General features: G+C 72.6%; 12 protein-coding genes. 6 read left to right on the top strand and 6 right to left on the bottom strand.

Features of this window, described 5'->3' with window-relative positions; genetic code table 11:
* Positions 1 to 217: 217 nt before the first annotated feature.
* The 5 genes from IGS67_RS11115 to IGS67_RS11095 are packed head-to-tail and all read left to right on the top strand — an operon-like array spanning position 218 to position 8,095.
* Positions 218 to 1,759 (top strand): cytochrome ubiquinol oxidase subunit I, encoded by a 1,542-nt coding sequence (locus IGS67_RS11115; RefSeq protein WP_192280945.1) that lies wholly within the window; start codon positions 218 to 220, stop codon positions 1,757 to 1,759.
* 28 nt (positions 1,760 to 1,787) lie between these two features.
* Entirely contained in the window at positions 1,788 to 2,822 is a 1,035-nt protein-coding gene (gene cydB / locus IGS67_RS11110; protein ID WP_192280943.1) for a cytochrome d ubiquinol oxidase subunit II, read from the top strand.
* A gap of 10 nt (positions 2,823 to 2,832) precedes the next feature.
* Positions 2,833 to 4,551 (top strand): thiol reductant ABC exporter subunit CydD, encoded by a 1,719-nt coding sequence (cydD, locus tag IGS67_RS11105; protein WP_192280940.1) that lies wholly within the window; start codon positions 2,833 to 2,835, stop codon positions 4,549 to 4,551.
* On the top strand, positions 4,548 to 6,359 hold the full coding sequence (gene cydC / locus IGS67_RS11100) for a thiol reductant ABC exporter subunit CydC (RefSeq protein ID WP_192280937.1): 1,812 nt from the start codon (positions 4,548 to 4,550) through the stop codon (positions 6,357 to 6,359). Before cydD ends, cydC begins: the two co-directional genes overlap by 4 nt.
* Positions 6,356 to 8,095, top strand: coding sequence for a GAF domain-containing sensor histidine kinase (locus IGS67_RS11095; RefSeq protein ID WP_328742483.1), 1,740 nt, complete (start codon positions 6,356 to 6,358; stop codon positions 8,093 to 8,095). The genes cydC and IGS67_RS11095 overlap by 4 nt, the downstream gene beginning before the upstream one ends.
* Before the next feature lie 85 nt (positions 8,096 to 8,180).
* Here IGS67_RS11095 and IGS67_RS11090 read toward each other — a convergent pair whose 3' ends face one another.
* Together IGS67_RS11090 and IGS67_RS11085 are read right to left on the bottom strand one after the other, a co-directional pair.
* On the bottom strand, positions 8,181 to 9,554 hold the full coding sequence (locus IGS67_RS11090; protein WP_192280934.1) for a dipeptidase: 1,374 nt from the start codon (positions 9,552 to 9,554) through the stop codon (positions 8,181 to 8,183).
* Positions 9,554 to 10,228: a response regulator gene (locus tag IGS67_RS11085; protein WP_456237408.1), complete on the bottom strand. Its 675-nt coding sequence runs from the start codon at positions 10,226 to 10,228 to the stop codon at positions 9,554 to 9,556. Before IGS67_RS11085 ends, IGS67_RS11090 begins: the two co-directional genes overlap by 1 nt.
* Before the next feature lie 127 nt (positions 10,229 to 10,355).
* Between IGS67_RS11085 and IGS67_RS11080 the strand changes: the two genes are divergently transcribed.
* Entirely contained in the window at positions 10,356 to 10,838 is a 483-nt protein-coding gene (locus tag IGS67_RS11080; protein WP_192280930.1) for an HXXEE domain-containing protein, read from the top strand.
* A 58-nt stretch (positions 10,839 to 10,896) separates the two neighbouring features.
* Here IGS67_RS11080 and IGS67_RS11075 read toward each other — a convergent pair whose 3' ends face one another.
* Genes IGS67_RS11075 through IGS67_RS11060 form a run of 4 tightly spaced genes read right to left on the bottom strand, consistent with a single transcriptional unit; the run spans position 10,897 to position 13,801 of the window.
* Complete coding sequence (locus IGS67_RS11075) at positions 10,897 to 11,604, bottom strand: DUF1345 domain-containing protein (RefSeq protein WP_192280926.1); 708 nt, start codon at positions 11,602 to 11,604, stop codon at positions 10,897 to 10,899.
* 43 nt (positions 11,605 to 11,647) lie between these two features.
* Positions 11,648 to 12,544 (bottom strand): bifunctional DNA-formamidopyrimidine glycosylase/DNA-(apurinic or apyrimidinic site) lyase, encoded by an 897-nt coding sequence (gene mutM, locus IGS67_RS11070; protein WP_192280923.1) that lies wholly within the window; start codon positions 12,542 to 12,544, stop codon positions 11,648 to 11,650.
* Positions 12,537 to 13,277 (bottom strand): ribonuclease III, encoded by a 741-nt coding sequence (gene rnc, locus IGS67_RS11065; protein ID WP_192280920.1) that lies wholly within the window; start codon positions 13,275 to 13,277, stop codon positions 12,537 to 12,539. The genes mutM and rnc overlap by 8 nt, the downstream gene beginning before the upstream one ends.
* Complete coding sequence (locus tag IGS67_RS11060; RefSeq protein ID WP_235978156.1) at positions 13,274 to 13,801, bottom strand: YceD family protein; 528 nt, start codon at positions 13,799 to 13,801, stop codon at positions 13,274 to 13,276. Before IGS67_RS11060 ends, rnc begins: the two co-directional genes overlap by 4 nt.
* Positions 13,802 to 13,852: the final 51 nt, after the last annotated feature.

Below are 13,852 nucleotides of genomic sequence, written 5' to 3'. Positions count from 1 at the left end.
GCTGCGCGCTCGTCGCGGCGCCCCGGTGCGCGGGACGTCGCTCCGCCAAGTATCACACAGAGATAACGACGACGAGCGTCGACCCGCCCGGCGAGAGACGATCCGGGACCAAGGTCCCCGGGACCTTCAGCCCATCAGCCCTAGATTCTTCCTGACACGACGCTGCGTCATCTCGCATCCGTCGACCGCACCCCGCACCTCGAACGTGGAGCCCCCGGTGGAAGTACTTGACCTCGCACGATGGCAGTTCGGTGTCACCACCGTCTACCACTTCATCTTCGTCCCCCTGACGATCGGGCTCGCACCGATGGTCGCCGCCTTCCAGACCGCCTGGGTCCGTACGGGCGACGAGAAGTGGCTGCGCCTCACGAAGTTCTTCGGCAAGCTCCTCCTCATCAACTTCGCCATCGGCGTCGTCACGGGCATCGTCCAGGAGTTCCAGTTCGGCATGAACTGGTCCGAGTACTCGCGCTTCGTCGGCGACGTCTTCGGCGCACCGCTCGCCATGGAGGCCCTCGCCGCGTTCTTCGTCGAGTCCACGTTCCTCGGCCTGTGGATCTTCGGCTGGGGACGCCTCCCCAAGAAGATCCACCTCGCGTGCATCTGGGCCGTCGCCATCGCGACGAACCTCTCTGCCTACTTCATCCTCGCGGCCAACTCGTGGATGCAGCACCCGGTCGGCACGATCTTCAACCCCGAGACCGGCCGCGCCGAGCTCGTCGACATCTGGGCTGTCCTCACGAACAACACGGTGCTCGCAGCCTTCCCCCACACCATCACCGCCGCGTTCGTCACGGCCGGTACATTCGTCGCGGGCATCTGCGCCTGGTGGATGGTCCGACTCGTGCGCTCGAAGAAGCCTGAGAACGTCGAGCTCGCCCGCTCCACGTACCGCTCCGGCCTCCGCGCGGGTGCGTGGGTCATGCTCGTCGCAGGCCTCGGCGTCGCGCTCTCAGGCCACACGCAGGCCCAGCTGATGTTCGAGCAGCAGCCCGCGAAGATGGCCGCCGCCGAGGGCCTGTGCCAGACGGAGGACGGCGCCGGGTTCTCGATCCTCACGATCGGCAACCTCGAGGGCGACTGCGGGTCGGTCACCCACGTCCTGCAGATCCCGGGCCTCACCTCGTTCCTCGCGACGAACACGTTCGACGCGACGATCAAGGGCACCGAGCAGCTCCAGGAGGAGATGGCTGCGGTCCACGGCGCGACGAAGGGCGAGCACGCCCAGCTCAACGGCCTTCCCGTGCCGACCGACGGCACCGCCGACGAGGTGCTCGACTACATCCCCAACCTCGCGATCACCTACTGGTCGTTCCGTCTCATGATCGGCTTCGGTGTGTTCTCCGCGCTCCTCGCGCTCGGCGCGCTGTGGTTCACCCGCAAGGGCGCGGTCACGGACAACGTGTGGTTCAAGCGCCTCGGTCTCGTCGCCCTGCCCGCGCCGTTCCTCGCGTCGGCGTTCGGCTGGATCTTCACCGAGATGGGTCGTCAGCCATGGGTCGTCTACCCCAACCCCAACCCGTCCGGCGTCGACGGCGTGTGGATGATGACGTGGCGCGGCGTCTCGAACGTCACGAGCCCCGGCGTCGTCCTCACCTCTCTCGTCGCGTTCACGCTCGTCTACGGCGCCCTCGCCGTCGTCTGGGGCAAGCTCATGCACCGCTACGCGATCGAGGGTGTGCCCCTCGTCGTCCACGACGAGTCCCCCGAAGCCCGCACGGACGACGACACGGACGCCCCGCTGTCGTTCGCCTACTGAGCCGCCACCAGGACAAGGAGAAAACACCATGCTTCCCGAGCTCTGGTTCGTACTCATCGCGGTCCTCTGGGCCGGCTACCTCGTCCTCGAGGGCTTCGACTTCGGCGTCGGCATGCTCCTGCCGGTCCTCGGCAGGAACGACAAGGAGCGCCGCGTCGTCATCAACACGATCGGCCCCGTGTGGGACGGCAACGAGGTGTGGCTGCTCACGGCAGGCGGCGCGACGTTCGCGGCGTTCCCCGAGTGGTACGCGACGCTCTTCAGCGGTTTCTACCTGCCCCTGCTGCTCATCCTCCTCGCGCTCATCATCCGTGGCGTCTCCTTCGAGTACCGCGGCAAGATCGCCGACGCCCGCTGGGCGGCGTGGGCCGACCGCGGCATCATCATCGGCTCGTGGGTGCCCGCGGTCCTCTGGGGCGTGGCCTTCGCGAACCTCGTCGCGGGCGTCGAGCTCGACGCGAACCACGAGTTCGTCGGCGGTTTCTTCTCCCTGCTCACGCCGTTCACGCTGCTCGGCGGACTCGTGACGCTCTCGCTCTTCCTCCTCCACGGCGCGGTGTTCCTCGCGCTCAAGACGGACGGCGAGATCCGGACGCGTGCAACGGGCCTCGCCCGGACGTTCGCGCTCGTCGCGACCGTCCTCGCGGGCGGCTGGGCCGTGTGGGCGCAGGTCGCCTACTCGGTGACGTGGACGTGGGCTGCGGTCGGGGTCGCCGCCGCATGCCTCGTCGGCGTCGTCGTCGCGACCCGCAAGGAGCGCGAGGGCTGGGCGTTCACGCTCTCGGGCGTCACGCTGGTCGCGGCCGTCGTGCTGATCTTCGGCTCGATGTTCCCCGACGTCATGCCCGCCCTCGACCCCGCGAACTCGCTCACCATCCACAACGCGAGCTCGACGGACTACACGCTCACGGTGATGACGTGGGTTGCGGTCGCGCTCGTGCCCGTCGTCCTCCTCTACCAGGGCTGGACGTACTGGGTGTTCAAGAAGCGCCTCACGGTCGAGCACATCCCCGACCCGATCGGGCTGTCGCTCACCAAGACCGACGACATCACGGTGGGTTGAAGATAGGTCTGTGAAGCCTCTCGACCCGCGGCTCCTCGCCCACGCGCGCGACGCCCGCGGCCACGTCCTCGTGACGGCGGCCGCGGGCGTCGCCACGGCGGGGCTCGTCGTCGCCCAAGCACTGCTCCTCGCCGCGATCCTCGCGCCCGCGATCACGCACGACCGGCCCCTCGCGGAGGCCCGCGGGCTGCTCGGCTGGCTCGCCGGCGTCATCGTCGTCCGCATGCTCGTCGTCGGCCTCCAGGAGCGCTACGCGCACCGCGCCGCGACGCGCGTCGTCGCGGACCTGCGCGGACAGGTCGTCGACGCCGCGCTCGCGCGCGGCCCCCGCTGGCTCGCGGGCGGTGACGGTCCTGCCGTGGCGACGCTCGCGACGCGGGGCCTCGACGACCTCGAGCCGTACTTCGTGCGGTACCTCCCCCAGCTGCTGCTCGCCGCGACACTCACGCCCGCGACCCTCGCGGTCGTGTGGTGGCACGAGTGGGTGTCGGGCGCGATCATCCTCGCGACGATCCCGCTCGTGCCGATCTTCATGTGGCTCGTCGGCGTCATGACCCAGGGCGTCTCGGAGCGGCGACTCACGTCGATGCAGCGGCTCGGCGCCCAGACGCTCGACCTCCTCGCGGGCCTGCCGACGCTCCGCGCTCTCGGGCGCGAGCACGGTCCCGCAGCACGGGTCCGGGCCCTCGGCGACGCGCACCGCCGCGCCACGATGGGCACGCTGCGCATCGCGTTCCTCTCGGGCATGGTCCTCGAGCTCCTCACGACGCTGTGCGTCGCGCTCGTCGCCGTGACCATCGGCATGCGCCTCGTCCACGGCAACCTCGACCTCCAGACGGGCCTCGCCGTGCTCGTCCTCGCGCCCGAGGTGTTCCTGCCGCTGCGACAGGTCGGCCTCCACTTCCACGCGTCGACCGACGGGCTCGCGGCCGCCGAGGCCGCGTTCGACGTCATCGAGCACCCCGACGCGACGCCCCGGCCGCGCGGCACCGTGACGCTGCCGGCCGCCGACGCCGCGCCGCGCGTCGAGGTGCGGCTCGACGGTCTGTCCGTCGTCGCGGAGGGGCGCGGTCGCACGGCTCCCGCCGATCTCACGCTCGTGGCCCGCCCCGGCGAGGTGACGGCGCTCGTCGGCCCCAACGGCTCCGGCAAGTCGACCGCGGTCCTCGCCCTGCTCGGGCTCGTCGCGCCCGACGCCGGCGGCGTGAGCGTCGTCGTCGACGGCGCCGAGCACGACCTCGCGGACGTCGACCTCACGTCGTGGCACGCACTCGTCACGTGGGTGCCCCAGCGTGCGACGCTCGCTCCGGCGACCGTGCTCGCCGCGGTGAGGGGCGTCCGCACGACGACCGGCGCACCGACGGCCACCGAGCTCGACGCCGCCCGCGCGACGGGCCTCGACGGCGTCGTCACGACGCTGCCCGGCGGCTGGGACTCCCCCGTCGGCCAGGGCGGCACGGGGCTAAGCCTCGGCCAGCGCCAGCGCGTCCACCTCACCCGTGCGCTCGTCACGGCACGGCCCGTCGTCGTGCTCGACGAGCCGACGGCGCACCTCGACGCGCTGAGCGAGGAGCAGGTGCTCGCCGCCGTCGAGGCGCTGCGTGCGCAGGGCCGGACGGTCCTCGTCGTCGCGCACCGCGCCTCGCTCGTCGCCGCCGCCGACGCGGTCGTCGAGGTGACGGCCCGCGACGATGCCCCCGCGGCCGTGGCCGGGAGGGCCGACGCATGACCGCCCCCGCACCCCGGCGCGACCCGCTGCGTCGCGTCCTGCCGCTGCTCGAGGTCTCCCCCGCCCGCGCCCTGGCCGCTGTCGGTCTCGGCTCGCTCGCGCTCGGCTCGGCCCTCGCCCTCGCCGCCGTCTCCGCGTGGCTCATCGCCCGCGCCTCGCAGATGCCGCCGGTCCTCTCGCTCTCGGTCGCGACCGTCGGCGTGCGCGCCTTCGGCATCGGTCGCGGCCTCTTCCGCTACCTCGAGCGGCTCGCGTCCCACGAGGTCGCGCTCCGCGGCGTCGCGTCGCTCCGCACCAACCTCTACCGCGTGCTCGCTGCCGGCCGCCTCGACGCGGTCGCGGGGCTCCGGCGCGGCGACCTCCTCGCACGCACCGGCCAGGACGCCGACACGGTCGGCGACGTCGTCGTGCGCGCGCTCGTGCCCGCGGGCGTCGCCGTCGTCCTCTCGCTCGGGGCCGTCATCACCGTCGGCGCGTTCCTGCCGTCGGCTGCGCTCGTCCTCACCCTGTGCCTGCTCGTCGCGGGCGTCGTGAGCCCGTGGCTCACGGCCCGCGCGACACGCGCCTCGGAGGCCGCGACCGTCGACGCTCGCGCTCGCGTCACCGACGCCGCCCTCACGCTCCTCGAGGACTCCGCGCTCCTGCAGGTGACGGGTGCTCTCGACGACGAGCGGGCGCGGCTGCGCGCCGCAGACCGCGAGATGTCGGCGGCCCGCGACCGCACCGCCGCACCCCTCGCGGTCGCCGCCGCGATCGCCGACGTCGCGGTCGGGGTCGCACTCCTCGGCGCGCTCGTCCTCGGTATTCCCGCCGTCGGCGCGGGCATGCTCGCGCCCGTCGAGCTCGCGGTCGTCGCGCTCGTGCCGCTCGCGGCCTTCGAGGCGACATCGCTCCTGCCCGCCGCTGCCGTCCAGCTCCACCGTTCGCGCGCCGCCGCGGGCCGCATCGCGGCCCTCCTCGACGCGTGCGACCCCGACGGCTCCGTGAGCGCCCACGTCCTCGCGACTCCCCCGACGGCCGACGCTCCCACGCATGCCACCGTGCCCGACGCGCCCCGGGTGGCGGCCGCCGGCATCGCGTGCGCATGGCCCGGACGCGCCCCCGTCGTCGAGGGCCTCGACCTCGACATCACGCCGGGACGCGTCGTCGCCCTCGTCGGACCGAGCGGCATCGGCAAGACGACAGCGCTCCTCACGCTCGGCGGGCTCCTCGAACCCGCGGCCGGAACCGTGACGAGCCCCGCTGGCTCGAGCATCGTCACAGCCGAGGACGCGCACATCTTCGCGACGAGCGTCCTCGAGAACCTCCGTGTCGCGCGCGGCACCGTCACCGAGGCCGAGGCCGCGGAGACCCTGCGGCTCCTCGGCCTCGGCACGTGGCTCGACGCACTGCCCGACGGGCTCGGCACGCTCCTCGGCCCCGGCGGAGCGACCGTCTCCGGCGGTGAGCGTCGACGCCTCCTCCTTGCGCGTGCCGTCCTCGCCGACGCCCCGATCCTCCTCGTCGACGAGCCCGCCGAGCACGTCGAGCCGGGCGCCGCCGACGCTCTCGTCGCCGAGGTCCTCCCGCGCCTCGCGGCTGCGGGCCGCGGCATCGTCGTCGCGACCCACCGCCTCACGCCGCTCGACGCGGTCGACGAGGTCGTCGTCCTCGCCCTCCCCCCGGCGGTACCCGGCGCCAGCTCCGCGACGTCGGACGGCCTGCGTCCCGCGGCTCGCGTCGTCGCGCGCGGCTCCCACGCTTTTCTGCTCGAGCACCTGCCCGCGTACCGTACGGCGTGGGACCTCGAACGTGCGGAGGCCCGGTGACGACGAACCACGGGGAGACCGACATGGCCGTCCACAGGCCTCACAAGATCGACGACGAGGTGCTTGGCGCCGTGCTCGGCCTCGCGTCCGACCTCGACCTGCCAGCCGTCCTGCAGAACTTCGTCGAGACGTGCGCGAACCTCACGGACTCTCCGTACGCCGCGATCAACTCGTTCTCGCCCGCGGGCGACTCGATCCTCTTCGTCCAGGTCGGCATCGACGAGCGCACGGCCGAGAGCCTGCCCCACCCGCCCGGCTTCCACGGAGTGCTCCGCAAGATTCCCGACCGCGGCACGCTCACGCTCTTCGACCTCATGAAGGATCCGTCCTTCGAGGGGTTCCCGCCCGGGCACCCGCCCATGCACCAGTTTCTCGGCACCGCGATCCGCGTCCGGGACAAGGTCTTCGGCCACCTCTACCTCGCGGAGAAGCCCGGCGGGTTCACGCGCCGTGACGCGTACATCGTCGAGGCGCTCGCCGCCGCGGCGGGCGTCGCGATCCAGAACGCGCAGCTCTACGAGCTTGCCGCACGGCGCGAGCGATGGCTGCGCGCGGGCCAGGAGCTGACGACGCTCCTGCTCTCGGGCGAGAAGGACGAGGAGGAGATCCTCCAGGAGATCGTCTCGACGTCCCGGTACATCGCGGACGCCGACACGGCTGCGCTCATCCTGCCGGGCGTCGGCAAGCGGCTCTTCATCGAGTTCGCCGAGGGGTGGTCGGACGCCGACATCCTCGGCGTCGAGGTCCCACCGGACGGCGTCGCCGGCACTGCGCTCACGTCGGGCTGGGGCGTGCTCCTCGACCTCGCGACAGCCCCCGGTATCCGCGTCCCCGAGATGCGCCGCTTCGGCCCTGCGCTCTACGCCCCCATGGGGACGCCCGAGGATCCCGTCGGGGTGCTCGTCCTGCTGCGCAAACCGGGTCGCGAGCCGTTCGACGAGACCGACCTCGCAACCGCCGAGACATTCGCGGGACAGGCCGCGATCGCCATGATCCTCGCGGCGGCCCGCCAGTCGCAGGCCGAGGCCGAGCTCGCGGGCGAGCGTGACCGCATCGCCCGCGACCTTCACGACCTCGCGATCCAGCAGCTCTTCGCGACCGGCATGCAGCTTGAGACCGTACGCAGGCGCGCCGCGCGCGGCGTCGACGCGACCGAGCTCGTGAGCATCGTCGAGGAGGCGCTCGACAACGTCGACTCGACCGTCAAGCAGATCCGTGCGATCGTCCACGCGCTACGCGACCCGGACGCCGCGACGGGCCTCGTCGAGCGGCTGCGGCGCGAGGCGAGCCTCGCGCGCACGGGGCTGTCGTTCGCGCCGTCGCTCGTCATCACGATCGACGGGCACGTCCTCGGCTCGGAGTCGCGCGCGGATCCGTCCCTCGCGGACGACGAGACGCTCGTCGACGACTTCGTCGCCGACGGGCTCGCCGACGACGTCGTGGCGGTCGTGCGTGAGGGTCTTGCGAACGCGGCTCGGCACGCGCACGCGTCGTCGGTCCAGGTGACGGTCGCGATCACGTCACTCGCGGTCGACATGCTGCCGGGCGTCGCGGGCGGCGGCGAGGTCGTCGTCGAGGTGCGCGACGACGGCGTGGGGCTCGACCACGTCACGGGCCGGCGTTCCGGCACGGGAAACCTTGCGTCACGCGCCCGTCAGCACGGCGGCGAGTTCACGCTCGAGCCGAACCCGGAGGGCGCGGGCACGCTCGTCCGCTGGTCAGTCCCGCTCCAGTAGCGCCTCCGCCCCCGCGCCCCCAGACACGTGAATCCGCGCATCTGGTCGCGGGGAGTGACCAGATGCGCGGATTCTTGCGTGACGGCTACGCCGGGGTCCCGAGGCGAAGGAGGAAGAGCGCCTCGCCGAGTGAGAGCGCCTCGATCTCGGACGGGTCGACCGACTCGTTGGGAGCGTGGATGAGGCTCGCCGGCTCCTCGCAGCCCATGAGGACGATCTCGGCGTCGGGGTTGACCTGCTGGAAGACGTTGCACAGCGGGATCGAGCCGCCTTGGCCGCTCGTCACGGTGCGCTCGGTGCCGAAGGCCTCGGCGAGCGCGTCGGAGAGGACCGCGAAGCCGTGACCGTCGGTGCGGGCGAGGAACGGTGAGCCGGGCACGTCGCGGACGATCGTCGCGTGCGCGCCCCATGGCACGTGCCGTTCGAGGTGCGCGACGAGGAGGTCTTGCGCCGCGGCGGGGTCCGTGCCGGGCGGGACACGCAGGTTGAGGCGGGCACGCGCCGACGCTTGGACGGCGTTGACGGCGTTCGCGACGCTCGGCACGTCGATGCCCGTGATCGTGAGGGCGGGCCGCGCCCAGAGCGCGTCTGCGACGGTGCCCGTCCCGGTGACGTCGACGCCGTCGAGGATCGCCGCGTCGGAGCGGAACGTCGCGAGGTCGTACGGTGCGCCGTCCCACGTGCCCGACGTGTCGAGGCCGTCGACCGTGACGACACCGTCGGCGTCGCGCAGGGTCGCGAGGAGCGCGACGAGGGCCGCGACGGGGTCCGGAGCCGCGCCGCCGTACGCGCCCGAGTGCAGCGGCCCGGCGAGCGTGCGCAGCTCGATCTCGACGTCGGCAGTGCCGCGCAGCGACACCGTGAGCGTCGGCTGGCCCGCGGCGACGTTCCCCGCGTCGGCGACGAGGATGACGTCCGCCGGGTAGGCGTCCGAGTGCGCGAGCAGGTGGTGCTCGAGCCCTCCGGTCCCCTGCTCCTCGGAGCCCTCGACGACGACGCGGATGCTGACGGGGATCGGCTGACCGGTCTCCTGGGTCCACGCACGCAGGGCGCGCAGCGCCGTGAGGTGGGCGACGATGTTGCCCTTGCAGTCGGCCGCGCCGCGGCCGTAGAGGCGACCGTCACGCTCGGTGAGCTCGAACGGCGGGGTCGTCCACGCCTGCTCGTCGAGCGGCGGCTGGACGTCGTAGTGCGCGTAGAGGAGGACCGTCGGTGCACCCTCGGGGCCGGGCAGGTAGCCGACGACGGCGTCGGTGCCGTCGGGCGTCGGGACGAGCTCGCACGGCACGCCCGCCTCGGTGAAGAGGTCGCGCGTGAGCTCGGCCGCCTCGACGAGTCGCTCGTGAGGGACGAGCGCCGCGTCGGCGACGGACGGGATGGCGACGAGCTCGCCGAGCTCGGCGAGGGCGCGGGGCATGAGCCCCTGGACGATGGGGCGGAGCATGCCAGCGTCAGTCATCAGTGCTTGTCCGTCGCCGCCCACTCGCGGTTCTTGCGGCTCGCGGCCCACGCCGCGACCTGCGTCCGGCGCTGGAGGCCCATCTTCGCGAGGAGCGAGGTGATGTGGTTCTTCACGGTCTTCTCGGCGACGGAGAGCCGCTCGGCGATCTCACGGTTGGAGAGGCCCTCGCCGATGAGGTCGACGACGCGCAGTTCGGACGGCGTGAGGTCAGCCGTCGGGTCCTCGTGCTCGGCACGACGACGGGTGATGGTGCGCTCGTCGAGCAGCACGCGTCCCGCGGCGACCGCGTGGATGACGTCGGAGATCTCGGCGCCCCGCACGCTCTTGAGGAGGTAGGCGGCTGCGCCGGCCTCGAGGGCCTCGGCGAGCGCCCGGTCGTCGTCGAACGACGTGAGGATGATCGCCCGCGCCTCGGAGCCGCTCGCACGCAGCTTGGTGATGAGGTCGATGCCGGTGCCGTCGGGCAGCTGGAGGTCGACGAGGATCACCTGGGGCCGCACGAGCGCCGCACGGCGCTCACCCTCGGCGACCGAGCCCGCCTCGGCGACGACGCTCAGGCCCTCGGACCTGTCGACGACCTCGGCGATGCCACGGCGGACGACCTCGTGGTCGTCGACGATCATGACGGTGATCGGCTCACCGGACGTGTCAGGGGCGTTCGTCGCTCGCATAGGACCATCGTACCCAGCGCGCCGCACGGTTGACGCCCTGTCTCGCGCGTGTGGCGGTCGCGTCCTCTCCCGACGCGCGCCGTAGTGCGCCCTGCGGTGACGACGTGAGAGCGCTATTGTCAGCCGCATGCCACGGAACGGACCTTCTACACTCCTCCTCGCCTGGGCGCTCCACGACGTCGAGGAGGCCATGGCGTTCCCCGTCGCGTGCGAGCGCGCCGCCGACGCGACAGGTGTCGAGGTGCTGCGCATGGACCATCGGCAGTCGTGGGTCGCGGTCGGGCTCATGGGCGTGCTCGTCGCCGCCGCCTGCCGCGCAGGTCGCGGCCTCGGCGGCCGCTCACGCCTCTACCGGGCGGTCGTCGCAGGCCTCGAGGCGCACGTCGCGACGCACGTCGGCGCCTCCGTCCTCCAGCGGGGCTACACGCCCGGCGTCGCGACGGCCCTGCCCGTCATGCTGCCCGGCGCGACGGTCGCGCGCCGCGAGCTCGCGCTCGAGGGCACGCCCCTGCGCGCGGCCGATTACGCACGGGGCGCCGCGCTCCTCGTCTCAGCGGCGCTCGTCTGCCACGCCCTCGCGAGACTCCTGCCAGTGTCACGGCGGCGCTGACAGGCGACGCCGCTGACAGGCGGGTCCCCCTCCCCGGGACGGGGAGCGGTGCCGGTGGTCAGGACGACGTGACGAGCCCCGTGATGAGCGAGACCGCCATCGCGACGACGATCGTGTTGAACGCGAACGCGACGACCGTCTGGACGCGGACCGCGGTGAGTCCCGCACGCGTGCGTGGCGTCCCGCCCGAGAGCGCACCGACGGCCGAGACCATGACCGCCATCGAGAGGAACTCCCCGAACTCGGGCTCTTCGTCGAGCCCGAAGTCGATCCGCTCCCCCGCCGCGTGGAGCCGCAGGTAGCGCAGCGCGAACGCGTAGACGACCGACACCCACGTCGACGCGACGGTGACGAGCACGAGCACCGGAAGCAGCAGCCCGCCGTCACGCGCCCCCACGACCGCCGCAGCGATCGAGATGACGAGCGCCGTCGCCGCAGCCGTCACGCCCCACTCCTCGGCCGACCTCAGACCCAGAGCCTTCGACAGCGTGCTCGCACCACGGCGATGCTGGAGGGCCACGAGCCGCGTCACCGTGCGCGCGTCCTCCCTCGACAGCAGCAGGTGCGTCCACGCGTTGTAGACGACGAAGAACACCGTGAAGGACACGCACAGCCACGCGAGCGCCGTCCCGAGGTCGTCCTTCGGCCCCCTGAGCATGAGCACAGCCACGACGACGAACGGCACCGACACGAGCATCGCGATCGCACCGCGGAACCCGTCATCGAAGCGCAGGGGGATGTCACGGGCACGACGAGGGCGAGGCATGGCGGGGAGTCTACGACGCGACGCGCACCCTCACGGCCGCCGCTCACCGCCGCCGCTGGCAGACGGGGCAGAAGAACGACGAGCGGTTCGTGAAGGCCTCGCGGCGCAGGGGCGTGCCGCACCGCGGGCACGGTTCACCCTCGCGCCCGTAGGCGTTGAGGCCGCGCGCGAAGTAGCCGGACTCGCCGTTGACGTTGACGTAGAGCGCGTCGAAGCTCGTGCCGCCGACCGCGAGGGCCTCGGTCATGACGTCGCGTGCGGCCGTGAAGAGATCGACGAGGCGCGTCTCGGCGATGCCCGACGCAGCCCGCGCATGGTGGACGCGCGCCCGCCACAGGGCCTCGTCGGCATAGATGTTGCCGACGCCCGAGACGAACGTCTGGTCGAGCAGGAGCCGCTTGATCGCGGTCCGGCGCGTGCGGGCGGCGCGGGCGAGCGCGCGGACGTCGACCGCCGGGTCGAGGAGGTCGCGCGCGACGTGCGCGACGGGTGCGGGCAGCCACGGGTCCGGGGCGCCAAGCCCTCCGGGCAGGCCGTCGGGCGTGGGGACGAGCTCGCTCACCGCGAGGTAGCCGAACATCCGCTGGTCGACGAAGTCGAGCGCGCGGCCGGCCTCGCCGAGCAGGATCCGGGCCCGCAGGTGCCGGCGTGCCGGCAGGGGCGCGTCGGAGACGAGGAGCTGACCCGACATGCCGAGGTGCGCGAGCAGTGCCTCACCCGTCGGCCCGGACGCGTCGGACAGCGGCAGCCACAGAAACTTGCCGCGCCGCACCGCGGCCGCGAGCCGCAGGCCCGCGAGCCGTCCGACGAGGTCGGGCCCGCCGCCCTCGTGGCGGCGCACGCTCTGGTGCGCGAGAACCTCCGCGCGGGTGACGCTCAGACCGACGACGTGCCGGTCGAGACCGTCGCGGACGGTCTCGACCTCAGGAAGCTCAGGCACCCTCGGCGGGCTCCTCCTGCACGGCGGTCGCGGCGAGGTGCACCTGGACCCACTCGTACGCCTCCTCCGCCGCGATCTGCTCCGCGTGCTTCTTCGCGGTGCCCTGTCCCGTGCCCCGGACGACCCCGGCTAGCACGACGCGTGACGTGAAGATCCGCGCGTGGTCGGGCCCCTCGGAGTCCGACTCGTAGCGTGGCGCGCCGAGGCCGGCCTCGGCGGACGCCTCCTGGAGGCTCGTCTTCCAGTCGAGCCCCGCGCCAAGCCCCGCGGCAGCGTCGAGCAGCGGGTCGACGAGCGTGTGGACGAAGCGCCGTGTGCGCTCGAGCCCATGCGTGAGGTAGACGGCACCGATGATCGCCTCGACCGTGTCGGAGAGGATCGAGTCCTTCTCACGGCCGCCCGTTCGCCGCTCCCCCTTGCCGAGGAGAATGTACTGGCCGAGGTCAAGCGTCCTCGCGACCTCCGCGAGAGCGCGCTGCGAGACCGTCGCCGACCGCATCTTCGCGAGCTCACCCTCGGGCTGCGAGGCGTGCCGACGGAAGAGTGCCTCCGTGACGATGACCCCGAGCACCGAGTCCCCGAGGAACTCGAGGCGCTCGTTCGTCGGGATGCCACCCGCCTCGTGCGCGAAGCTGCGATGGGTGAGCGCAAGGACGAGGAGCTCAGGGTCAACGTCGATCCCGAGCGTCTCGAGCAGGTCCGACGGCGAGAGGGTGGTCTCGGCCGCGCTCATCGCTCGCCCCCCTCAGCGGTGTCGTCGGCATCACCGCCGCCGAGCGCGGCGAGCGCCTTCCAGCGCGGGTCGAGGATCTCGTGGGAGTGGTCCTCGTTCGCTGGGTCGTTGAGGTCCGCGCCGCACTCCGAGCACAGGCCCTGGCAGTCGGGACGACACAGGGGCGAGAAGGGCAGAGACGTGACGACCGCGTCGCGCAGCGGTGGCTCGAGGTCGATGAGCTCGTTCTCGACGAGGTACACCTCGTCGGGGTTCTCCTCGTCGGCCTGCTCCTCCGCGAGGGCGGCTGCCCGTTCGGGGTAGAGGAAGAGTTCGGCGACGTCGACGTCGACGTCGATCTCGAGCTCGGTGAGGCAGCGAGCGCACTCCCCGACAGCGTCGGCCGTCACAAGGCCGGAGACGTACACGCCCTCCATGACGGCCTCGAGGCGCAGGTCGAGGTGGACCGACGAGCCCTCGGGCACAGCGACGATGTCGGTGCCGAACCCGGCCGGAGCCTCGAGCGTCGTGTCGAGCGCGCGCATCGACCCTGGTGAGCGCCCCAGGTCGTGCACGTCGAGGACGAAGGGATCGCG

Origin of the sequence: Flavimobilis rhizosphaerae, assembly GCF_014852685.1 — a bacterium.
Lineage (GTDB): Bacteria > Actinomycetota > Actinomycetes > Actinomycetales > Cellulomonadaceae > Flavimobilis > Flavimobilis rhizosphaerae.
The sequence above is the reverse complement of the archived record's forward strand: the minus strand, read 5'-3'. Positions and strand labels throughout refer to the sequence as shown.

Bases quoted from the DNA above. Each gene is read 5' to 3' on its own strand.
- cydC (WP_192280937.1), top strand. From the start codon at position 4,548: ATGACCGCCCCCGCACCCCGGCGCGACCCGCTGCGTCGCGTCCTGCCG.
- IGS67_RS11080 (WP_192280930.1), top strand. From the start codon at position 10,356: ATGCCACGGAACGGACCTTCTACACTCCTCCTCGCCTGGGCGCTCCAC.
- IGS67_RS11090 (WP_192280934.1), bottom strand. From the start codon at position 9,554: ATGACTGACGCTGGCATGCTCCGCCCCATCGTCCAGGGGCTCATGCCC.
- IGS67_RS11075 (WP_192280926.1), bottom strand. From the start codon at position 11,604: ATGCCTCGCCCTCGTCGTGCCCGTGACATCCCCCTGCGCTTCGATGAC.
- IGS67_RS11060 (WP_235978156.1), bottom strand. From the start codon at position 13,801: ATGCGCGCGCTCGACACGACGCTCGAGGCTCCGGCCGGGTTCGGCACC.
- rnc (WP_192280920.1), bottom strand. From the start codon at position 13,277: ATGAGCGCGGCCGAGACCACCCTCTCGCCGTCGGACCTGCTCGAGACG.
- cydB (WP_192280943.1), top strand. From the start codon at position 1,788: ATGCTTCCCGAGCTCTGGTTCGTACTCATCGCGGTCCTCTGGGCCGGC.
- IGS67_RS11085 (WP_456237408.1), bottom strand. From the start codon at position 10,228: ATGCGAGCGACGAACGCCCCTGACACGTCCGGTGAGCCGATCACCGTC.